The 21050-nt window shown below is 73.8% G+C and carries 20 protein-coding genes; 8 read left to right on the top strand and 12 right to left on the bottom strand.

Annotation, left to right across the window (positions count from 1 at the left end):
• Window positions 1-267 precede the first annotated feature (267 nt).
• From H489_RS29475 to H489_RS29445, 7 genes are all read right to left on the bottom strand, one after another.
• Window positions 268-972 (bottom strand): SDR family oxidoreductase, encoded by a 705-nt coding sequence (locus H489_RS29475; protein ID WP_017887384.1) that lies wholly within the window; start codon window positions 970-972, stop codon window positions 268-270.
• A 62-nt stretch (window positions 973-1034) separates the two neighbouring features.
• A complete protein-coding gene (locus tag H489_RS29470) occupies window positions 1035-2474 on the bottom strand; it encodes a PfkB family carbohydrate kinase (protein ID WP_017887383.1) in 1440 nt (479 codons plus the stop codon).
• On the bottom strand, window positions 2471-3094 hold the full coding sequence (locus H489_RS29465; RefSeq protein WP_017887382.1) for an SIS domain-containing protein: 624 nt from the start codon (window positions 3092-3094) through the stop codon (window positions 2471-2473). The genes H489_RS29470 and H489_RS29465 overlap by 4 nt, the downstream gene beginning before the upstream one ends.
• Window positions 3091-4419 carry a glycosyltransferase gene (locus H489_RS29460; protein WP_017887381.1) on the bottom strand — a complete coding sequence of 443 codons (1329 nt, stop codon included), beginning with the start codon at window positions 4417-4419 and terminating at the stop codon, window positions 3091-3093. Before H489_RS29460 ends, H489_RS29465 begins: the two co-directional genes overlap by 4 nt.
• Window positions 4416-5417, bottom strand: coding sequence for a glycosyltransferase (locus tag H489_RS29455; RefSeq protein WP_017887380.1), 1002 nt, complete (start codon window positions 5415-5417; stop codon window positions 4416-4418). The genes H489_RS29460 and H489_RS29455 overlap by 4 nt, the downstream gene beginning before the upstream one ends.
• A gap of 86 nt (window positions 5418-5503) precedes the next feature.
• Window positions 5504-6583: a glycosyltransferase family 9 protein gene (locus H489_RS29450; RefSeq protein WP_020381112.1), complete on the bottom strand. Its 1080-nt coding sequence runs from the start codon at window positions 6581-6583 to the stop codon at window positions 5504-5506.
• On the bottom strand, window positions 6580-7137 hold the full coding sequence (locus H489_RS29445) for a D-glycero-alpha-D-manno-heptose-1,7-bisphosphate 7-phosphatase (protein WP_017887379.1): 558 nt from the start codon (window positions 7135-7137) through the stop codon (window positions 6580-6582). The genes H489_RS29450 and H489_RS29445 overlap by 4 nt, the downstream gene beginning before the upstream one ends.
• Before the next feature lie 100 nt (window positions 7138-7237).
• Here H489_RS29445 and H489_RS29440 point away from each other — a divergent pair, with 100 nt between their 5' ends.
• From H489_RS29440 to H489_RS29430, 3 genes are all read left to right on the top strand, one after another.
• Window positions 7238-8221, top strand: coding sequence for a glycosyltransferase family 9 protein (locus H489_RS29440; protein WP_017887378.1), 984 nt, complete (start codon window positions 7238-7240; stop codon window positions 8219-8221).
• Window positions 8222-8271: 50 nt separating this feature from the next.
• Window positions 8272-8628 (top strand): PRC-barrel domain-containing protein, encoded by a 357-nt coding sequence (locus H489_RS29435; RefSeq protein WP_017887377.1) that lies wholly within the window; start codon window positions 8272-8274, stop codon window positions 8626-8628.
• Between the two features lie 180 nt (window positions 8629-8808).
• Window positions 8809-9765 carry an SGNH/GDSL hydrolase family protein gene (locus H489_RS29430; protein WP_152427268.1) on the top strand — a complete coding sequence of 319 codons (957 nt, stop codon included), beginning with the start codon at window positions 8809-8811 and terminating at the stop codon, window positions 9763-9765.
• Here the strand turns inward: H489_RS29430 and H489_RS29425 are convergent.
• Window positions 9722-10591, bottom strand: coding sequence for a universal stress protein (locus H489_RS29425; protein WP_017887375.1), 870 nt, complete (start codon window positions 10589-10591; stop codon window positions 9722-9724). The genes H489_RS29430 and H489_RS29425 overlap by 44 nt on opposite strands.
• Before the next feature lie 176 nt (window positions 10592-10767).
• On the opposite strand from H489_RS29425, the gene H489_RS29420 reads away from it, so the two are divergent.
• Window positions 10768-11232, top strand: a complete 465-nt coding sequence (locus tag H489_RS29420) for an NUDIX domain-containing protein (RefSeq protein ID WP_017887374.1) — start codon at window positions 10768-10770, stop codon at window positions 11230-11232.
• A 208-nt stretch (window positions 11233-11440) separates the two neighbouring features.
• Window positions 11441-13522, top strand: coding sequence for a carboxypeptidase-like regulatory domain-containing protein (locus H489_RS29415; protein ID WP_020381111.1), 2082 nt, complete (start codon window positions 11441-11443; stop codon window positions 13520-13522).
• A 346-nt stretch (window positions 13523-13868) separates the two neighbouring features.
• On the opposite strand, the gene H489_RS29410 is transcribed toward H489_RS29415, so the two are convergent.
• Both H489_RS29410 and H489_RS29405 read right to left on the bottom strand, forming a co-directional pair.
• Complete coding sequence (locus tag H489_RS29410) at window positions 13869-15230, bottom strand: MFS transporter (RefSeq protein WP_017887373.1); 1362 nt, start codon at window positions 15228-15230, stop codon at window positions 13869-13871.
• Between the two features lie 229 nt (window positions 15231-15459).
• A complete protein-coding gene (locus tag H489_RS29405) occupies window positions 15460-16083 on the bottom strand; it encodes a hypothetical protein (protein ID WP_017887372.1) in 624 nt (207 codons plus the stop codon).
• A 372-nt stretch (window positions 16084-16455) separates the two neighbouring features.
• Here H489_RS29405 and H489_RS29400 point away from each other — a divergent pair, with 372 nt between their 5' ends.
• Window positions 16456-16671: a hypothetical protein gene (locus H489_RS29400; protein ID WP_017887371.1), complete on the top strand. Its 216-nt coding sequence runs from the start codon at window positions 16456-16458 to the stop codon at window positions 16669-16671.
• Here H489_RS29400 and H489_RS29395 read toward each other — a convergent pair.
• Window positions 16668-17405, bottom strand: a complete 738-nt coding sequence (locus tag H489_RS29395; protein ID WP_017887370.1) for a YidC/Oxa1 family membrane protein insertase — start codon at window positions 17403-17405, stop codon at window positions 16668-16670. The two genes, H489_RS29400 and H489_RS29395, sit on opposite strands and share 4 nt — an antisense overlap.
• Window positions 17406-17466: 61 nt before the next feature.
• On the bottom strand, window positions 17467-17760 hold the full coding sequence (locus tag H489_RS29390; RefSeq protein ID WP_017887369.1) for a hypothetical protein: 294 nt from the start codon (window positions 17758-17760) through the stop codon (window positions 17467-17469).
• 66 nt (window positions 17761-17826) lie between these two features.
• Here H489_RS29390 and ybaK point away from each other — a divergent pair, with 66 nt between their 5' ends.
• On the top strand, window positions 17827-18312 hold the full coding sequence (gene ybaK / locus H489_RS29385) for a Cys-tRNA(Pro) deacylase (protein ID WP_017887368.1): 486 nt from the start codon (window positions 17827-17829) through the stop codon (window positions 18310-18312).
• A gap of 96 nt (window positions 18313-18408) precedes the next feature.
• Complete coding sequence (locus H489_RS29380) at window positions 18409-21018, top strand: ATP-dependent Clp protease ATP-binding subunit (protein ID WP_017887367.1); 2610 nt, start codon at window positions 18409-18411, stop codon at window positions 21016-21018.
• Window positions 21019-21050: the final 32 nt, after the last annotated feature.

Here is a 21050-nt window from a genome sequence, read left to right as displayed (position 1 = left end):
GCACCCAGCCGTCAACGCTGCACCAGGCGACGCACCGCGCACCGTGCACGGGACGCGACCGGACGTCGGACGGGAGGCCGGCTGCCAGCCCGCAACGCGCCTCCCGGCCGCACCGGCCGCACCGTGCGCGCGCCGTCACCCCGTGCGCGGTTGCCCGCTGCGTGCGGCGCTGCAAGCGCGCACCCAGCCGTCAACGCTGCACCAGGCGACGCACCGCGCACAGGACCCGGAACACAGAACCCGGCACCCGCGACCGTCGGCGAGCGGCTACGGCCAGCTCGGCTCCGTCGCCGGCATGATCGACAGCTCGCGGATCTCGCAGCCGGCCGGCTGCGACAGCGCGAAGACGATCGAGTTCGCGACGTACTCCGGCTCGATGAGCTGCGCGTCCGGCCCGGGCTTGTACTGCTCGGTGCGGTCGGCGAAGAAGTTCGTGCGCATCCCGGCGGGGATGATGTTGGTGACGCCGATGCGACCGGCGGTCTCGGCGGCCAGCGCCTGCGAGAACCCGCGGACGCCGAACTTCGACGCCGAGTACGCGGTGCCGTCGCCGACGCCGCGCAGGGCGAGCGACGACGAGATGGTGACGACGCGGCCGTGCGTGGCCTCGAGGGCGGGCAGGGCGGCGCGCACGGTCGAGGCGGTGCCGATCAGGTTGACGCCGACGATCTGCTCCCACTTGCCGGAGGAGATCGCGTCGATCGGGGCGGGGGTGTCGATGCCCGCGGCGGTGACGACGGCGTCGAGGCCACCGTGGCGCTCGGCGGCGTCACGGACCGCCTGCTCGACGGCCTCGGTGTCCGAGACGTCCACGGCGACGGCGTCGACGCCCTCGGGCACCGCGTCGATCCGCAGGTCGAGGACGATCGGGGTGCCGCCGGCCTCGGTGACGGCGGCCACGACGGCGGCGCCGAGTCCGGAGGCGCCGCCGGTGACGAGGACGCGGCCGATGGGGGTGGTGGGGACGGGCATGGATGTCCTTTGCGTAGTGGAGCGGGAAGTGGTCGAGCAGGTGCGGGACGGCGAGCGGACGCTCAGCCGACGCGTTCGATCGCGGCGGCGAGTCGGGTGGTCGACCGGCCCGGGTGGAACGGCACGGTGACGACGCGGCCACCCCACTCGGCGAGGGTCGCCGTCTCGGGCAGTTCGCTCGCGGTGTAGTCGCCGCCCTTCGCCCAGACGTCCGGGCGGAAGCGGCGCAGTGCCTCGTCGGGGGTCGACTCGTCGAACACGACGACGGCGTCGACGCAGTCGAGCGCCAGGAGCAGCTCGACCCGGTCGTCCTGGGTCATGATCGGCCGGTCGGGGCCCTTCAGACCGCGGACCGACGAGTCCGAGTTGAGACACACGACCAGGCAGTCGCCGAGTGCACGGGCGGCCGACAGGGTGCGGGCGTGCCCGGCGTGGAGCAGGTCGAAGCAGCCTCCGGTCGCGACGACGGTGCCACCGGCGCTCCGGACGTCGTGCACCAGGCGCATCGCGTCCCGGTCGGCCCCGGGCACGGCGAGCGGCGCGGGGCCGTCATCGGCGAAGAGCGCGGTGACGCCACCGGCTGCCAGGTACTCGGACGCGGCGACCACACCGGCGGAGACCGCGTCGGGGACGTCCGCCCCCGAAGCCAGTGCGACGGCGACGCCAGCGGCGAGCCGGTCGCCGGCTCCGCAGGGGTCCCCTGCACTGACGGACGGCGCCGGCACGAAGCGGCTGTCGCCCTGGGCGTCGGCGAGGAGCGCACCGCGGTCACCCATCGTCACGGCGACGGCACCGGCCTGCCACTGTTCGACGAGCCGGGCGGCGGCGACGGTCGCGAAGGGCACACCGTGTCCCTCGACGTCGGTGAAGCGTCGCGCCTCGGCCGCGTTGGGGGTGGCGACGGTGGTGCCGGGGACGGGGACTGCGCCCTTGGGGTGCGGGTCCCACACCACCGGCAGGTGCTCGGCCGCACGGATGATGGCGTCGCGGAGTGCCGGCGCGGCGGCGACCCCGCGGCCGTAGTCGGCGACGACGATCGCGTCGACACCGTCGAGGGCGGCGGTCATCGCTTCGGTGGCCCCGGGGACGGGCGGGGTCGCGCAGCCCTCGTCGATGCGCACGAGGGCGTGGTCGACGACGCGCACACGGGTCTTCACGGGGGTGGGGACGCCGGACGGCCCGGCGACGATCGTGACGTCGGGCAGCAGGTCGCGGATCTCCTGGGCACGACCGTCGTCGCTCAGGACGGTGACCAGGGTGACGTCGTGGCCGTCGCGGGCGAGCATCGTCGCGACGAGTCCTGCGCCACCGGCGCGGCGGTCGTCGGTCGCGACGTCCACGACCGGGACGGGCGCGTCCGGGCTCAGGCGTTCGCTCGTGCCGGACACATCGACGTCGAGCAGGGTGTCCCCGACGACGGCGATGCGGAACCGCGGGGCGGCGGCACGGCCAGCGGCGCCGCCGGCACCCCGACCGCCGACGGCTGGAGCGGCCCCGCTCATCGACGACCCCCGCGACGCAGCGCCGGCTCCATCGCCTTGCACAGCGCGTGCACCAGGACGAGCTGCGCCTCCTGCACGTTGGCGGACGGCCCCTCGATGCAGATCGCGTCGTCGACCAGGTCGGCGAGCGGGTTCGGCCCGGATCCGGTCAGTGCGAGTGACCGCGCGCCGACGGCCCGTGCGGCCTCGGCGGCGCGGAGCAGGTTCGGGCTCTTGCCGCTCGTCGACAGCAGGACGAGGACGTCACCGGCCCGGGCGTGCGCCGACACCTGGCGTGCGAAGACCTGGTCGTAGCCGTAGTCGTTCCCGATCGCCGTCACGGCCGAGGTCTCGGCGTGCAGCGAGATGGCCGAGTACGCGGGCCGGTCGCCCTCGAACCGGCCGGTGAGCTCGGACGTCAGGTGCTGGGCCTCGGCAGCCGAGCCGCCGTTGCCCGCGGCGAGCAACCGTCGACCGGCAACGAGCCGCCCGGCGATGTCGTCCGCCCAGGCGGCGATGTGGTCCTTGTGGTCGACGAGGGAGGCGATCACGGGGACCGACGCCGCGACGTGGTCGACGACGACGCGTGCGCTGTCGGTGACCGCGCGGTCCTCGACCCCGGTCTGCTGGTCGATGGTCATCGTGCGGTCCTCTCCGTCGGCTGCGCGGCACGGGTGACCCGGCCGGCGTGGGTGGTACGCGAGCGGGCGGCGGTGGGCACGGCGGTGCTGGCGGACGACGTCGCGCCGGCGAGCAGCCGCTCGTAGACGCGCTCGCTGTCGGCCGCGACCTTCTGCCACGTGTAGCGGGACTCGGCCCGCTGCCGTCCGGCGCGGCCGTACGCCTCACGGCGCTCGGGGTCGTCGAGCAGGGCACAGACGGCCTCGGCGACCGCGCGCTCGTCGCGCGGCGGCACGTGCAGACCGGTGGCGTCCTCGACGACGGTGTCGATGAGCCCACCGACGCTCGACGCGACCACGGGGCGGCCGCAGGCCATCGCCTCGAGCGGCACGATGCCGAACGGCTCGTACCAGGGGGCGCAGACGACGACGTCGGCGCTCCGGTAGACGGGCGGCATGTCCTGCTGCCCGAGCTGCCCGCGGAACGTGACGTGGTCGCGCACGCCGAGTGACCGGGCGAGCGCGTCGAGGCGCTGGTACTCGGGGTCGTCCACCAGGTCGGCACCGGCGACACCGGCCCCGCCGACGACGACCAGTTCGACGTCACGGCCCTGTTCGACCAGCGCTGCGAGTGCGGCGATCGTCGTCCCGACGCCCTTCCGCTGCACGAGTCGTGACGCGGTGAGCACCCGGAGCGGACGGTCGCGCTCCTCGACGGGGCCGTCCGGACGGAAGAGCGACACGTCGACCCCGCACGGCACGACGGAGATGCGGTGCAGCGGGACTCCGAGGGTCTTGAGTTCGAACGCCTCGTCCGAGCAGGTGGCGACGACCTGGTCGACGCTGCGCCCGACGGCGGGTTCGACCCATTCGCGCTCGGTCGGGCTGGTGTCCGCGGCGCCCTGGTGTCGGCGCTTCACGACGCCCAGGGCGTGGAAGGTCTGCACCACCGGGATCCGCACGCCGCCGGTCCGCGCCTGCACCTGGGTCACCGCGTCGAGCGCGGCGTGGCCCGACATCCAGAAGTGCGCGTGCACCACGTCGGGACGGTCGAGGAACCACTCGGCGGCGAGCACCGACGCGAACGTCCCCATGAACGGGAACAGCTCGTCCTTCGGGACGGCTCGGGCGGGCCCGGCGTCGACGTGCACGACGTCCACGCCGGGACGCAGGGGCACGCGGACCGGCTGCGACGCGTCGTCGCGCCGCGTGTAGACGGTCACGTGATGGCCGCGGTCGGCCAACGCAGCGGACAGTTCGGCGACGTGGACGTTCTGTCCACCGGCGTCGACCCCGCCGAGCACGGCGAGTGGACTCGCGTGCTCGGACACCATGGCGATCTTCATCCGAGGCTCCCTTCGAGCGCGGCTGCCGCCGCACGGTCCCGTCGCGCACCGCGCGCGACGGCGTCGTCGAGCAGGTCGTCCCAGTCGGCCAGGAACCGACCGAGCGCGTGCCGTGCGAGCACGGCCTCCCGCGCCACGATTCCCCGTCGACGCGCTTCGTCCGGGTCCTCCAGCAGGAGCCTGGAGGCCCGCACCAGCTCCTCGACGTCGGTCGCGATCGCCCCGGCCTCACCAGGGACCGTGCGGGCTGCGTCCGTCGTCGCCAGCACCAGGACCGGCATGGCCATGTGCATCGACTCGATGAGCGACAGGCCGAGCGAGGTCCAGCGGTTCGGGTGCACGTAGGCCCGCCGTTCGGCCAGGGCCGCGTGCATGGGGTCGGCCTGGACGTCGCCCCGCGCGACCACACGGTCACCGAAGCCGAGCTCCGGCAGCCGTTCGGTGCCGATGCCCCAGACGTCGACCGGGGCGACCTCGGCGAAGCGGGGGAGCAGGTCGGTGCCGACGACACGGTTGCGCCGGACGGGTTCGTTGATGACGACGCCGAGCCGTTCGAGCGATCCGGTGTACAGCGGGCCGGGGTCGACGACGCCGTGCTCGACGACGGTGGTCCGGGTGGTGCCGCAGTCCCACATCAGGGCGTTCCAGTGCGTCACGTGCGCGATCGTCAGGTCGTCGCGGTCGCGCATCGGGTGCAGGCTGTCCGGCACGTCGACCCGGGGCGCGTTGTGCTCCACGAAGACGATCGGGACGTCGCGGCCACCGAGCAGGCGGCGGGCTTCCTCGAGCTCCTCGGTGCGCTGCAGGACGACCACGTCGACCTCTGCCTCGGCGACCTCGGCCGGGTCGATCTCGATCGCGGAGTCCGGCCAGGCGCGCCCGCCGCGGCCGAGTCCCCAGGCGTCGCGCGCCGGGGTGGTCGGGATGAGGTACTCGTGCTGGCCGCGGACGAAGGCGTCCATCCAGCCGCCGTGCACGTGCCACACGAGGATCCGCATGCGGGGCCTTCCGGTCGGGTCGAACAGGTCACTCCGGGCCGCTGCCGGAGCAGCAGCAGAAGGAGCAGGAGAAGCAGTGGCGCACGCTACGCAGCGCCTTCTGGGCCGCACCGCAGACTTCTCCGATCAGTCCGCGAAACGCGGTCGAGCAGCCGTTCGTGGGCCGCCAGGACGTCCTCGATGCGCACTCCGGACAGGCAGGGGTGGCCGGGGACGGGGCACTCCCGGGCACGGCTCAGTCGGCACGGTGCGGCCTGGTCGCCGAGCAGTTCGACGAGCGGTGCGTACGGCGCCCACTTGACGGCGGGGACGACGGGCGAGAACAGGCTGACGATGGGCGCCCCGACGGCGGCGGCGAGGTGTGCCGGGCCGGTGTTCCCGACCACGACGACCTCGGCTCCTGCCAGCACGGCGGCGAGTTCGGCCGGCGTGGTGCGTCCGCCGAGGTCGATGCCGGTGTCGCCCGCCACGGCTGCGGTGAGCGTGCCTTCGCCGGGGGAGCCGGTGACGACGACGGGGACGCCGCGCTCGGCGTAGGCGGCGACGAGCGCACGGTGGTGCGACTCCGGCCACGACCGTGCCGGGACGCTGGCTCCGGGGTGGACGACCACGTAGCGGTCGAGGCCGGCCACGGGCGGGGGCAGGACGGCGTCGTGGCGCACCGCGAGCCTCCCGTCGTCGTCCGGCGGCAGCCGGAACCCGGCCGCCTGGGCGATCCGCAGCGCGCGCTCGGGTTCGGGGAGGTCCTCGGGCAGGTCCTCGCCGGGGCGCAGCCGCACGTCGAGCAGGGAACCGGGGTGGTCGACCGAGGCCCCGGAGACCCGGGGGACCCCGGCCAGGCGCAGGAGCAGCGCGAGGGGCAGGGGCGACTGGTGGAAGGACGTCAGGACGACGGCCTCGTCGGGCTGTTCCTCGGCGATCAACGCGCGGAACCCGGCGAGCAGGGTGTCGTCGATCGGGCGTGCGGTCTCGGTCACCCACGGCGCCGCCCACACCCGCACCCGGTCGATGCCGGGCAGCAGGTCGGCGGCCGGGGCACCCTGCGGTCCGCACAGCATCGTCACGTGCGCGGCCCCGGCGGCGACCGCGCGGACCGCGGGCCCGGCGACCAGGACGTCGCCGAACGAGTCGAGCCGGGCGACGAGGACGCGTCGAGCGGCGCTCACGCCCGGTCCGCCACGCTGCCGACGTGTTCGAGCACCAGGGTGACGGCCTCGTCCAGGTCGGCGGCGACGGTCTCGGCGGCGTCCACTTCCTGGCGGCGGGTGCGCGGGGTGGGCACGAGGATGCCCTGCGCACCGGCGTTCCGGGCGGCCTGCACGTCGGCACCGATGTCGCCGACGACGACGATCGACTCCGGCGGGATGCCGAGCCGGTCGGCGGCGTCGAGGACCATCCCGGGCCGGGGCTTCCGGCAGGCGCAGTCGTCGCCGGCGTCGTGCGGGCAGACGCACCAGACGTCGAACGGGCCGACGAGCTCGTCGACCCGGGCGTTGGTGGCGTCGACCTGCTCGCGGGTGGCCATGCCCTTGGCGATCACCGACTGGTTCGTGACGACCCCGAGCAGCATCCCGGCGGCGCGTGCCCGTTCGACGGCGCGGCGGGCTCCGGGGACGGGGACGACCAGGTGCGGGTCGGCGTTGTACGGGACGTCCACCACGAGGGTGTCGTCGCGGTCGAGGAGCAGGCCGCGGATGACGCGGTCCGGTGCGAGGGGCATGCTCCGTGACTACCGGTCGACGGCCGGGCACCGCCCCAGGAAGCGCCACGGAGCGCGGTCCCGGCAGCCCCGTCAGCGTGGCGGGTCTACCGTCACGGCGGTGACCGCCCTCGAACGCCTGCCCGACTCCGACGGACGCCCGGAACTGCTCGTCCTCCGTGCCATCAAGCTCGGCGACCTGCTCGTCGCCGTCCCCGCACTGCACGCGCTCCGCCGTGCCTTCCCCGACCACCGCATCACCCTGGCCACCACGGCGTGGCTGGCGCCGGTCGTCGAACTCGTCCTGGCGGTGGACGTGCACCTGGCCCAGCACGGTCTCGACCACCCGATCGGGGTGCCGCACGGAGCCGTCGACGTCGCCGTCAACCTGCACGGCGCCGGCCCGGAGTCCTCGGACCTCGTCGCCGCGCTCGGCCCGCGCCGGGTGATCGGACACGCCGACCCCACCCACGACTACGAGGGCCCGGAGTGGCCCGACGGCGTGCACGAGCGCGACCGCTGGGCGGACCTGCTCACGTGGCACGGCATCCCCGCGGACGCGACCGAGGTGCACATCGACCGCCCCGCCGCGCCCCCGGTGGTCGCCGGCGCGGCCGTCGTGCACGTGGGGGCCTTCCACGGTGCGCGGCACTGGCCGACCGACCGCTTCGCCGACGTGGTGCGCGGGCTCCGGGCGCGCGGTGCCGACGTGGTCCTGACAGGAGGCTCGGACGACGTCGTGCGCGCCCGTGCCGTCGCCGACGCGGCCGGCCTGGCGCCGGAGGCGGTCCTGGCCGGCACGCTGGACCTGCAGGCGTTCGCCGCGGTGATCGCCGCGGCGCGGCTCGTCGTCACGGTCGACACCGGTGCTGCGCACCTGGCGACCGCGTACGGGGTGCCCTCGGTGGTGCTGTTCGGCCCGGCACCGCCCGAGGCGTGGGGTCCGCCCGCGACCGGCCCGCACATCGTGCTCACCGACGCCTCGGTGCGCCGCGGCGACGTCTTCGCCGAGGACCCGGACCCGGCCATCCTCGCCGTCACCGCGGACGACGTGCTCGGCGCAGTCGACCGGCTCCGGGTGACCGCTCAGGCGACCGAGCGGTAGCGTCGACCGAGAGCCACCCGGACCTGCCGGTTGCTCGGAGGGAGTCCTTCGTGTTCGAAGCCGCGAACATCCGTGACTGGATCGGTCTGCCCGTCGTCGACGAGGCCGACGACAAGGTCGGCACGCTCGAGAGCATCTACTACGACACCGCCACGTCCGAGCCGGCGTTCGGTGCCCTGACCACCGGCATGGTCGGGTTCCACAAGCTCGTCTTCGTCCCGCTGTTCGGCGCGACCGTCGCCCCGAAGCACCTGCGCGTGGCGTTCCCGAAGAAGCTCGTCAAGGACGCACCGTCGATCCCGACCGACGGGGAACTCGACGCCGCCAACGAGCCGGTGCTGTTCCAGCACTACGGGCTGGAGTACCGCACCGGCAGCGGTGGCGAACGCCGACTCGGACGCCGCTGACACCGTCCCGCGCCACCGCCCGACCCGACCGACCGATCCGCCGCACCCGCCCGGAGGCCGCAACTGCTCCGCACCGCCCGTACGACGCTGCTCGCCGCCCTGGCAGCGGTGGCCGCCGTCGGGCTGGTGGTGGCAGGGGTCGCGGCTCCGGGTTCGGTGCAGCCCGCCTCGGCTGCCCCGATGTGGCCCGTCCCACAGCCCTACCCGGTGCCGGACGACCCCGCCGAATCGCTCGCCGACCTGCCGCCGGGCAGCGAGTACGTCGCGCTCGGTGACTCGTACTCCGCCGGGTACGGGCTCGGCGATCGCACCCGACTGCCCACGAGCGCGTGCGTGCAGTCGGCCCGTGACTACCCGCACCGGCTCGCGGCACGGTTCGGCCTCGACCTGACCGACGTCACGTGCGCCGGCGCCACGAGCGAGGACGTCACGACCGGGCACCAGTTCAACGGCGTCCCACCGCAGATCGAGTCACTGTCGTCGCGCACCCGGCTCGTGACCCTGACGATCGGCGGCAACGACGCCGACCTGTTCGGCACCGCCGCGTCGTGCCTGGCGATCTCGGCCGACGGCCCGGTGTTCTCCGGACGTGCCGCGCCGTCGTGCGAGAGCACGCTCGTGCAGGACGGTGAGGACCAACTCAGCGCCAAGATCCAGTCCCGGGTCGCGCTCGGGATCGCCGACACCCTGGCAGCAGTGAAACGGGCCGCACCGAACGCCGTCGTGGTGTTCCTCGGGTACCCGGCGATCTTCCCGGACACCGAGCACACCCCGGCGAAGGGCTGCTTCCGCTCGGCGCTCGACCTCGGCACCCTCGCCGGGTCCTTCCCGTCGGACACCTTCCCCTTCACCGACGACGACGTCGCGTACCTGCACGGCGTGCAGGAGGAGCTCGACACCGTTTCCGCTTCCGCCGCGGACGCCGCCGGAGTCCGGTTCGTCGACGTCCTCGACCGCACCGAGGCCCACTCGGCCTGCGCCCCGGCGGACGAGCGGTACGTCGCGGGCGTCAGCCTGACCGGCTCGAGCGACCTGCGACGCATCGACCTGCAGGCCGGCGCCCTGCACCCGAACGGCCGCGGTGTCGCCTACCTCACCGACCAGATGGCCGACGCGATCCGGGAACTCGCCGGCTGACCCCTTCCGGCACCGCGCTGTCCGGGTGCGCGGCCGGCGGGACGACGCAGACCGGTGCGGCCGTCTCACGCACCACGTCGTGCAGCAGTGCGCCGGACAGCACCCGCACGTGCCCCCGTCCGAGCACCACGAGCGACGCCCGCCGGGTGCGCGATGCGATTGCGTGCCCCGGGTGTCCCTCGACGAGCAGCGGCCGGATCCGCACCGCCGGGAACCGCGCGGTCAGGTCCTCGGTGACCCGCTGCAGCAGTTCGGCGTTCCGGGCGCGCCACCGCAGGGGGTCCTCGGCGAAGTCGGTGAGCCCGGTCCTGGTCAGCACGGGCATCTCCCACGCCCGCAGCAGCGTCAGTCGGCGGTGCAGCCGGACGGCCTCGCCGACGGCGATCGAGACGGCGCGTTCGTCGTTCGGTTCCTCGACGGCCAGCACCACGTCGCCGTCGATCGGGTGCGGCCCCTCGGGGACGATCACCGTCGGCACGGCGGCCCGGACCGCCACGCGTGCCGGGTCGCCACCGGCGGTCGAACCCCGCCGGCTCCGGAACGTGCCGATGACCAGGAGGTCGCCCCCGTCCGACTCCTCGACCAGGGCGGTGGCGAACGGCCCCGCGTGCCGGTGCACCTCGACGGTGACCCCGGGCAGGGCGGCGCGGGCGGCCTCGGCCAGACGGTCGGCGACCGGTCGGGGTCCCTCGATCGCCGGGTCCGCACCGATGATCCGGATCCGCTCGATGCCGTTGCCCGCACGCGACACGATCCACCGCAGGGCCTCGTCGTGCGGCATCGCGGCGTCCGCGGCCAGCGTCACCGTCGTCCATCGTTCGTCCATCCCGATCGGCCTCCTCCATCGCAGGTCCTCCGGGGGCGTCACACGGCGCTCCGTGCGCCACACGGTACTCCCGGCGCGGGCCGGGGAACCGGCGGTGGGCCCGGCCACGCCGGGTGGTGCGCGGCGCGGCGGCGGTGACCCGGGCCTCCCGGCAGGTCCTTGCGTAGTCTCGGGCCGTGGTCGTGAGCGCCGGACTGTTGCTGCACCGGACCGGTCCGTCCGGGCCCGAGGTCTTCCTCGCCCACATGGGTGGGCCGTTCTGGCGGAACCGGCCGCGTGCCTGGTCGATCCCGAAGGGCCTGGTCGAGGTCAGTGAGCAGCCCGACGTGACCGCGTTGCGAGAGTTCGCCGAGGAGATCGGCGTGCCCGCACCGGTGGGCGCCGCAGACCTGACCGACCTGGGGGAGTTCCGGCAGGCATCCGGCAAGCGCGTGCGCGTCTTCGCGGCCGCGGCGTCGGGGTTCTCGGTCGACACCGTGCGGAGCAACACCGTGCGGCTCGAACTGCCGCGCGGGTCGGGGCGGTTCGTCGAGGTGCCCGAGGTGGACGACGCGCGGTGGGTCGGTGTCGACCAGGCGCGGGAGCTCGTGGTGGCCGGGCAGGTGCCGGCGCTCGACGCCCTCGTGGAGCTCGGTTCCTGACGCGCCGCTCGTGTTCGTCGAGGGGTCACGAACCGTCGTCCGGCGGGCCTCCAGCCGACACTTCTCGGCCACTCGACGATCGGCGCGCGGCATGTCGTGACCACTCGGCGGGACCTTCTTGCTTGTGTCGTGCCCCGGACACGAGCCGCGCCCGCTGGATAGTCTGAGGGGGTGTCGGGTTCTCCGGCGCCACAGCGGGGGAGCACACATGCGGCGCTGGCGCGCGGTCACGGCAGGGCTGACGGCCCTCGCACTCGGAGCAGGACTCGCGATCGGCGGCGCGACCAGTGCGTCGGCGGAGCCGGTCGGCAACTGGGGGACCTTCACCCTCAGCGGAGCGAGCCGGGCCTACACCGGCACGATGACGCTCGATGGGTTCCCGGAGACGACCTTCACGTCGGACTCCCGGCAGTCGACCGTCGTCAGCGGGGCATCGACCTGGCAGTCGGCGTCGACCCCGTCGGGCGCGGTCTACGGGACGAGCCGCGGCACGACCTACATGAACCAGCGGCCGAACGTCGACTCGCCCACGACCGGGGCATCGACGACCACCTACACGTTCGCCGAGCCGACGCCGGGTGCCCAGAGCTGGTCGTTCGTGCTCGGCGACGTCGACGCCGACCGGGCGACCATCTCGGCCACCGTCTCCGGGGGTGGCGCCGCGACCGCGGAGCAGCTCGGCTACGTGAGCTCCTACAACTCGTGCTCGGCCGCCGTCGCCGGAGGGCCGTCGTGCACCGCCGACCCCGACGGCACGACCGGCCAGGACCGGCCCACCTGGGACCCGGCCACCCGGACCCTGACGGGCAACACCGGCGCGGTCGACACCGCCGGTGCCACGGCCTGGTTCACGCCGACCGTGTCACTCACCAGCCTGACGATCACGGACCAGCAGCGCAGCGGGTTCCCCGTGTACCAGACCTGGTTCGCCAACCGCACCGCCGCGATCACCGGCACGGCGACCCTCGACGGCGCCCCCATCCCCGGGGCGATCGTCCGCGTCACCGCTCCGCGCGGCACCGTCTCCACGACGACCACCGACCCCGACGGCACCTACGCGTTCCCGCAGCTGCCGGTCATCGCGAACTACCGCGTCGAGATCACCCCGCCGGACGGCGCCCAGGGCCCGGACCAGCCGACCAGGGTCTCCCTCGCCCAGGCAGGCTCGCCGGGCGGCGTGGACCAGCAGGCCGACTTCGCGTTCACGTCGCCGGAGGACACCGTGTCGGTCATCGGCACCGTGGTCGACGAGGACGGCCGACCGGTCTCGAACCTCGAGGTCGTCATCACCGACCCGGACTCCGGGGACGTCCTCGTCGACACCACGACGAACAGCGACGGCGTCTACACCGGCTCGGACCTGCCGGCGGACACCGACGTCGACGTGTCCGTCGCCGACGAGCCGCCCGTGACCATCACGACCGGCGACGTCGACGCGGCACCGGCAGTCCCCGACGAGATCGATGTGCCGGCCGCCGTCGTCGCGACGGTAGCGGGTGCGGTCTCGCTCGACGGTGCATCCGTGCCCGCCGGCGCGGTGGTCGAGCTCGTCGACGGCACGGGCGCCGTGGTCGCATCGACGGAGACCGATGCCGACGGTCGCTACGTCTTCGCCACCGCGGCGGGCACGTACACCGTCCGGACCGAACGTCCCGAGCCGGGGGCGACCGGGGCGACCTCGAACACCGGTGTGACGGCCGTCGCCGGCGAGCGTGCTTCGTCCGACCTGCCGTTCGCCTCCGCAGCAACCGCAGCCGAGGTCACGACCGACCAACCCGGCACGGTCGTCGACACGAACGGCGAGCCCGTTCCGGACGTCGAGGTCGTCGCGGCTCCGACGGACACGCAGTCCGGCGATCCCGTGTCGGTCGTCACGGACGACGACGGTGCTTTCGACCTGACCGGCCTGGAGCCCACGACCGAGTACGTCGTCTCGGTCGACGTCGAGGGGGCCGAGGCGGCGACCGTCGTCACCCCGGAGTCCTGGGCCGCGACGCCGCTGGCGTTCGTGGTGCGGGCCGCGGTGGGTCCGGCTCCCGCTCCGCCGCCGTCACCGTCGCCGAGTGGCGCTCCTTCAGCGGCTCCGACCGGCCCCGCTGCCGGCTCGGGCTCTGGCTCCGCACCGGTCTCGGGCCAGGGCGACGCGGGGGACGGTGGACCGCTGGCGTACACGGGCGCGGACCTCGGCCCGGGTCTCATCGCCGCCGGGGTGCTCGTGCTGATCGGGGCGGCCCTGCTGACCTACCGCGCGGTGCGCAACCGCCGCCGCACCGACCACCTGCAGGACTGACCGCCCGGCGGGCGCGGGCGCGGTCGCGGCGGCTGCGGTCGCACAACACGCCGCCCGCGTCCACCGAGGGGTCACAAACCGTCGCCCGCCGCCCCCGCAGACGACAGTTCAAGCGCCCCCGACGCCACGCCAACGGCATGTCGAGACCACTCGGCGCCAGGCCTTCCGCCGTCGCAGCGGTCGCACAACACGCCGCCGGCGTCCACCGAGTGGTCGCAAACCGTCGCCCGCCGACCCGTCAGGCGACAGTTCGTGCGACCCCGACGCCACGCCAACGGCATGTCGCGACCACTCGGCGGGCCGACACGCCGCTCGAGCGCCGACCGCCCGCCGCCCGCGCCAGCCCCTAACGCGTCCGCGGCCGCCGCACCGAACCCGTGACGACGCCGATCGACCCCGTGACCGTCTGGATCGCCCGCCCGACGACCGGCACCGACGTGGTGACGACCGCGAGCGACGACGTGATGGCCTCGATGGACGAGGTCGACAGGTGCTCCTGCGCGTGCGAGTGCACCGGGAACCCACGGCGCGCCAGCACGACGACCCCGAGCGCCCCGACCAGCACCGCGGCGCCGGCGAACGGCAGGTACTGCAGCCCGACGATCCCGAGCGCCTGCCCACCGAACGCCGCACCACCGGCGATGCCGATGTTCGACGCGCCGTTCACCAGTGCGCCGGCGATGTCGGGGGAGACGCCTCCGGCGCGGATCGCCGCGGCCATGAAGAGCGTGCCCGTGGTGCCGTTCGCGGCCATCCAGACGCCCGCGACGACCATCGTCCCGATCAGGGAGCCGTGCACGAACGGCATCGTCGCGAAGGCCACGGCCATCACGGCGACCGAGGCGATCAGGGTCTGCCGGGGCGCACGGTCCACGAACATGCCGGCGAGCCAGAGCCCGACGACACCGGTGCCACCGAGCACGAGCAGCGCCCCGCTCACCATGCCGGCATCGAGCCCGGCGTCGATCGCGTACGGCCCGATGTAGGTGTAGACGACGTAGTGCCCGGCGAAGAGCAGCATGTCGGCGATCACGACGGACAGCAGTCCGGTGCGCGCCCAGGCCTTCGGCGACCCGATGTGCGGCGACGAGGCACCGCGGACGGCGGGCAGGAACAGCAGGGCGACGATCGCGAGTGCCGCTGCGGCGACCCCGACGGAGAACACGGCCTGGCGCCAGCCGATGTGCTGCGCGACCCAGGTCGCGAGGGGCACGCCGAGCACGAACCCGAGCGAGCTACCGGAGTACACGAACGCGATCGCGCGACCGGCCAGCCGCGGCGGCACGATCCGGGTGGCGTACGCCGAGGCGACCGAGAAGAACAGCGCGTGCGCGATGCCGCCGACGACGCGTCCGGCGCACACCACGGCGAAGGACGGGGCGAGCGCGACCATCAGGTTCGACACGGTGTAGCCGACGAGCGTGGCGACGAGCACGGTCTTGCGCGGCAGCCTCGCGGTGAACGCGGTGAGCGGCAGCGCGAGGATCGCGACGGCGGCGGCGTACACGGTGATGACGATGCCCATGGTTGCCTCGGTGACGCCGAGGTCGGCGCTCATCGTGCCGAGCAGCCCGACGGGCATGAGCTCGGTGGTGATGGCGAAGAACGTGGCCAGTCCGAGGACGGCGATGCCGACGATCGACTGGCTGGTGACGGTGATCGGCCGCGTGTGGGTCGACACGGCCGAGGTGGTGGTGTTGGTGGACACGCTGCTGACCTCCTCCGAGGCACGGTGGAGCGCGCGACGGTGCCGATCGTTCTGACGGCGGTGACCTGGAGGGTCTGCGGGGCGCGCTCGCTGGCGGATGTGGATGATGTGGGTACGACTCCACGACGAGTGCGCTCATCCAGTGTTGCACGATGGAACGCCTCTCGCGAGGGCATCCAGCACATTTGTCGGAGCGCTCCAACGAAACACTCAGCTCCCGACCACTCGCTCAGTACTCGTTCGTCACCCGACCCTGGACCCCACCGCCGCGCAGCTCGATCGTCAACGTGCCGCTCCTGGACTGCGCCGACATCGACACCGATCCGTGCAACGCCGCCTGCCGTGGGAAGCACGCCGTCGACGACTCGATGCGGTCCGCCGTCGCCACCAGGCAGATCGTCGACCGGTCGGTCCCGATGCCGGCCCAGACGTTCCAGGGGGTCTCGGCGGTCCCGCCGTCGAGCGCCCGGTTCGTGAAGACCAGTCGCGTCGTGTGCAGGCTCACGGGCGCCGCGACCGGCCCAGGCAGCTGGTCGGCGTACGTCTGCGGCACGTCGAGCAGCTGCTCGAGGGTCACCGTCCCCGCCGTCGGCGTGACGCTCGGCGCGGCTGCGACGTCGGGCTGCGCGGTCCCGACGAGCGTCCCGGCCGCGAACGCCACGCCCACCGCCGCCGCCGCGCCGCCCGCGATCCAGGCGCGTGGTCGCTCCGTCCACAGCCACCGACGCCACCGGGTGCGAGCGGTCGGCACGGCCTGGAGGCCCGGCTCGCCTCCGCCGTCACCCCGCGCCTCGTCGACGTGGTCGCCCCCACCGCCGTCGGTCGGCTCCGGCGCGTCGGCTGCAGCGGGCACGGCCGCAGCGCCGGCGGGCGCGGGTACAGAAGCCGGCACTGGCCCGGCCACGGGCCCTGGACCCGACCGCGCTGCGGACGGGGCCGACGTGCGGGCCGGTCCCGGGCCTCCCGGCAGTGGATCCCGTGCCGTCGCGACCGGGCGCCTGCGCGGTCGCTGTCCGCGCTCCAGGTCCTGCAGCGCGATCCGGGCGCGCGCCGCGTCCGCCGGGCTCGACCCTGCTCCCCAGGCGACGGCTTCGAGCCGTGCCCGTTCCGCTGCCACGTCGTCGTGGGCCATGCGCACTCCCGCTCTGCCGGTCGCGTGGACAGGTCCATCGTGGCACCGCTCGGCCGTGCGCGCGCACCCAGAACGAGGGAGTAGGCGTGGTGCATGAGCACCGACCCCACGCCGCAGCACGACGCCGACGCCGAGACCCTCGAGCCGCTGAGCCACGACACCCAGTCCGGCGAGGCCGACTACGTGGCGACCAGCCCCGGCGGGACCGGCACGGAACGCCACGTGCCGACCGCCGACGAGGAACAGGGTCGCGGCACCGAGTACGACCCGGTCGACCAGGGCCCGCAGCAGGAGGGCCAGGGCGGCTAGCGGACCACCCGGCGCAGCACGGCGCGTTCCCCGTACGTCCAGGCCGCACTCGTCACGACGTAGAGCGCGGCGGCGAGCGGTGCGATCGCCGCGAACACGACCGTGACGAACGGCACGTACCGGCCGACGGCGACCGTCGCGGCGGCCCCGGGCGTGCCGGGCTCCGGCGCCGCCACCGGGTTCCAGTGCAGGTTCGACCGGCGGCTCAGCTCGACGACGACCGCGAGCACCGCCAACAACACCAGCACCACCCAGGCGTGCACCCACAGCGGCGACGTGAGCGTGACGATCAGGGAGTGCCCGAGCGGGACCCCGACGAACGTGGCGTCCAGCAGGGTGTTCGCGGTGCCGCCGATCGATGCATGCGTGAACAGGGCGTAGACGAGCGACACCACGGGTGCCTGCGCGAGGACGGGCAGGCAGCCGGCCAGCGGCGAGACCTTCTCGTCCGTGTAGAGCTGCTGCATCGCGCGCTGCAGGCGCTGGGTGTCGCGGCCGTACCGCTTCCGCAGCGCCGCGAGCTGGGGTGCGAGGCGCCGACGGTCGCGCTCGGCCCGCACCTGCAGCACGGACAGCGGCACGAGCACCAGGCGGACGGCCAGGGTGAGGAGCACGACGGCGATCGCCGCGGCGAACGAGCCGGCGACGGGGGACAGCGCCGCGGTGAGCGCGGCGACGAGGTCCGCGCCGCCGTGCAGCAGCGGGCCGACGAGGGGCAGGGTGGACAGGTCCATGACGGTTCCGATCGGTGGTGGGTCAGCGGGGTGCGCGTGCGGCCCGGCCACCGGTCGGTGGTCAGGCCGGGGTCGCGACCCCCGGTGCCCGCGAGCGGACGTGTCCGTCGGCGTCGGGGTGGCTCCACCCGATGCGGGTGACCAGGTCGGGCACGGCGGTCCGATCGGACATCGACGTCGATCCGACGCCGATGACGGCCGCCAGCACCGCGACGAGCAGGCGTGCGACCACCACGGTCACGGCGACCGCGGTCAGTCCGAGCGCCGCCACCGCCAGCAGGGGCAGGACCCCCGCGGCGGGGTCACCGAGCACCAGCGCGGCGGTGGCGCGGAGCACGAGCAGGACGGCGGTCATGGTCCGTTCAGCGTAACGCCCGCGTGCCGTCGAGGACCGGAAGGTGCGGCGGGGGAGGATCACGGCATGACCGCAGGTTCGCCGAGCACCCCAGCGACCGTCGCGCTCGAGGCGGCCGGGGTCCCGTACACGCCGCACGTGTACGAGCACCACGAGAGCGCCACCAACTTCGGCGAAGAGGCGGCCGCCGCCCTCGGCCTCCGCGAGGAGCAGGTCTTCAAGACCCTGGTCGTCTCGGTCGACGGCGCACTGGCGGTGGCGATCGTGCCGGTGGCGAACCGGCTCGACCTCAAGGCCATCGCCGCGGCGGTCGGGGGCAAGAAGGCGACGTTGGCCGATCCCGCCCTCGCCGAGAAGCGCACGGGCTACGTGGTCGGCGGCATAAGTCCGGTCGGCCAGAAGACCCGGCTCCGCACCGTGCTCGACGAGTCAGCACTGTCGTACGCGAGCATCTTCGTGTCCGGCGGACGGCGCGGCTTCGACGTCGAGGTGGCACCGACCGACCTCGCACGGATCACCGAGGCGGTCGCCGCACCCATCGCGCGGACCTGAGTCGAGTCGCCGCAAGTTTTTTCGGCACCCGGGAATGACCCGGGCCCTCCTGCGTTGCATTGAGTCGAAGGCACTCAAGTTCCCCAGGAGGTCCCTTTGCCAGAGACGTTCGGCCCGACCGGTAGCAACGACTCGTTCGACGAGTTCCTCGCCCGCCTGCTCGCGGCACAGCGCACCGGTGACCAGCAGCGCGTCCGCGCGTTCGGTCGACCGGTCGACATCACCCGGCTGCTCAGCCGCCGGACCCACGAGCTGCTCCAGCACACCGCCGAGTTCGCGCTCGCGCAGGGGCAGCGCGAGATCGACGCACTGCACATCCTGCACGTGCTCGTCCGCACCGAACCGTTCGACGCCGTCGTGCGTTCTGCCGGGGTCGACCCCCAGCGCCTCGCCGACGAGATCGAGCAGCGCCTGCCGATGGCGCACGGACCGCTCGCCGAGCAGACCGGCAGCCCTGCACTGACCGGCACCGCCCAGCGCATCCTCGTCGAGGCGACGCAGGCCGCGCGGGGCTTCGGCAGCACCTACACCGACCCCGAGCACGTCTTCTTCGCGCTCGTGACGGACCAGGAGACCGTGACCGGCCAGCTGCTCGCCAGCGCCGGGATCACCCCGCAGGTCATGCAGGACTACGCCCAGCAGGCCGCGGCAGCAGCACGAGCGGGGCGCTCCATGCCAGGAACCGCTGCGACGACCGGAACGGCCGAGTCCGGTTCCGACAGCGACACCCCGACGCTCGACCAGTTCGGCACCGACCTGACCGAGCGCGCCCGTGACGGGCACGTCGACCCGGTGATCGGCCGCGCCGACGAGATCGAGCAGACCGTCGAGATCCTGCTCCGCCGCACCAAGAACAACCCGGTGCTGATCGGTGCGCCCGGCGTCGGCAAGACCGCGATCGTCGAGGGCCTCGCCCAGCGCATCGTCGACGGCGACGTCCCCGCCCTGCTGCAGGGCAAGCGGGTCGTCGCGCTCGACCTGCCCGGCATGCTCTCCGGCACCCGGTACCGCGGCGACTTCGAGGAGCGCCTCACCACGGCGATGGACGAGATCGCGGCGCACGCCGACGAGCTCATCGTCTTCGTCGACGAACTCCACACCGTCGTCGGCGCCGGTGGCGGCGGCGAGGGCGGCTCGATGGACGCCGGCAACATCCTCAAGCCCCGGCTCGCCCGCGGCGACCTGCACCTGGTCGGCGCGACGACGCTCGACGAGTACCGCCGGATCGAGAAGGACGCCGCGCTCGAGCGCCGGTTCCAGCCCGTCACGGTGGGGGAGCCGAACGTCGAGGACGCCGTCGCGATCCTGACCGGCCTCGCCCCGCGCTACGAGGAGCACCACGGCGTCGCCTACACGCCCGAGGCACTCCGCGCCGCGGTCGAGCTCTCGCACCGCTACGTGACCGACCGGCACCTGCCGGACAAGGCCATCGACCTCGTCGACCAGGCCGGTGCACGCCGCCGCCTCGCCCTGTCGGGCGACGTCGACGTCGAGGCACTGCGGGCCCAGGTCGCCGACCTGACCGCCCGCAAGGACAGCGCGGTCGCCGAGGAGCACTACGAGGAAGCGTCCGACCTGCGTGACGAGATCGTCGGACTGGAGGCCCGGATCACCGCCGCCTCGTCGGCGGACGCCAGCCAGGCCTCCCGTCCGGAATCCGCGGACACGTCGATCACGGAAGCCGACATCGCCGCCGTGGTGTCCCGTGCCACCGGGATCCCGGTGACCCGACTCGGCTCGGCCGACAAGACGCGGCTCGCCGCGCTCGAGTCCGAGCTGCACGACCGCGTCGTCGGCCAGGACGACGCCGTGCGGGCGATCGCCAAGGCGGTTCGGCGCAGCCGGACCGGCATGGGCGACCCGCGTCGTCCGGTGGGCAGCTTCCTGTTCCTCGGACCGACCGGCGTCGGCAAGACCGAACTCGCGAAGGCCCTGGCGTCGTCGCTGTTCGGTGACGAGTCCGCCATGCTCCGCTTCGACATGAGCGAGTTCGGCGAACGCCACACCGTGTCGCGCCTGGTCGGTGCCCCTCCCGGGTACGTCGGCCACGACGAGGCCGGCCAGCTCACCGAGCGTGTCCGTCGCAACCCGTACTCGGTGATCCTGCTCGACGAGGTCGAGAAGGCCCACCCGGACGTCTTCAACCTGCTGCTGCAGGTGCTCGACGACGGCCGGCTCACCGACGGGCAGGGGCGGACGGTCGACTTCCGGAACACCGTCGTCATCATGACGTCGAACATCGGCTCGGAGTTCCTGGCCTCCCGCTCGGGAGCGCTCGGGTTCTCCCCGGTCGGTGCCACGGACGGCTTCGCCGAGGACGACCTGCGGGCCCGCGTCATGGGCAAGCTGCGCGAGGTCATGCGGCCCGAGTTCATCAACCGCATCGACGAGATCGTGCTGTTCCGCAAGCTCGACCGGTCCCAGATCGCGTCGATCGTGTCCCTGCTGCTGCAGGACACGGCGCTCCGGCTGGTCGCACAGGACATGGTCCTGTCGGTGTCCGACGCCGCGGTCGCCTGGCTGGCCGAGCACGGGTACGAGCCGGAGTACGGCGCGCGCCCGCTCCGTCGGCTCATCCAGCGCGAGGTCGACGACCGCATCGCGACCCTGGTGGTCGAGGGCGGGGTCACCGCGGGCGACACCGTGCGGATCGACGTCGAGGGCGATTCCCTGACGGCGAGCGTCGCGGAGCACGCCGCGGTCTAGTCCGCTCGCACGCACGCCGGAGGCCCGGTACC

The sequence above is a fragment of the Curtobacterium flaccumfaciens UCD-AKU genome (genome assembly GCF_000349565.1).
GTDB lineage: Bacteria > Actinomycetota > Actinomycetes > Actinomycetales > Microbacteriaceae > Curtobacterium > Curtobacterium poinsettiae.
This window is presented reverse-complemented; position numbering and strand designations above follow the sequence as displayed.

Bases quoted from the DNA above. Each gene is read 5' to 3' on its own strand.
- H489_RS29400 (WP_017887371.1), top strand. From the start codon at position 16,456: ATGAGCACCGACCCCACGCCGCAGCACGACGCCGACGCCGAGACCCTC.
- H489_RS29390 (WP_017887369.1), bottom strand. From the start codon at position 17,760: ATGACCGCCGTCCTGCTCGTGCTCCGCGCCACCGCCGCGCTGGTGCTC.
- ybaK (WP_017887368.1), top strand. From the start codon at position 17,827: ATGACCGCAGGTTCGCCGAGCACCCCAGCGACCGTCGCGCTCGAGGCG.
- H489_RS29460 (WP_017887381.1), bottom strand. From the start codon at position 4,419: ATGAAGATCGCCATGGTGTCCGAGCACGCGAGTCCACTCGCCGTGCTC.
- H489_RS29415 (WP_020381111.1), top strand. From the start codon at position 11,441: ATGCGGCGCTGGCGCGCGGTCACGGCAGGGCTGACGGCCCTCGCACTC.
- H489_RS29470 (WP_017887383.1), bottom strand. From the start codon at position 2,474: ATGAGCGGGGCCGCTCCAGCCGTCGGCGGTCGGGGTGCCGGCGGCGCC.
- H489_RS29430 (WP_152427268.1), top strand. From the start codon at position 8,809: ATGTGGCCCGTCCCACAGCCCTACCCGGTGCCGGACGACCCCGCCGAA.
- H489_RS29445 (WP_017887379.1), bottom strand. From the start codon at position 7,137: ATGCCCCTCGCACCGGACCGCGTCATCCGCGGCCTGCTCCTCGACCGC.
- H489_RS29475 (WP_017887384.1), bottom strand. From the start codon at position 972: ATGCCCGTCCCCACCACCCCCATCGGCCGCGTCCTCGTCACCGGCGGC.
- H489_RS29395 (WP_017887370.1), bottom strand. From the start codon at position 17,405: ATGGACCTGTCCACCCTGCCCCTCGTCGGCCCGCTGCTGCACGGCGGC.
- H489_RS29425 (WP_017887375.1), bottom strand. From the start codon at position 10,591: ATGGACGAACGATGGACGACGGTGACGCTGGCCGCGGACGCCGCGATG.
- H489_RS29455 (WP_017887380.1), bottom strand. From the start codon at position 5,417: ATGCGGATCCTCGTGTGGCACGTGCACGGCGGCTGGATGGACGCCTTC.
- H489_RS29465 (WP_017887382.1), bottom strand. From the start codon at position 3,094: ATGACCATCGACCAGCAGACCGGGGTCGAGGACCGCGCGGTCACCGAC.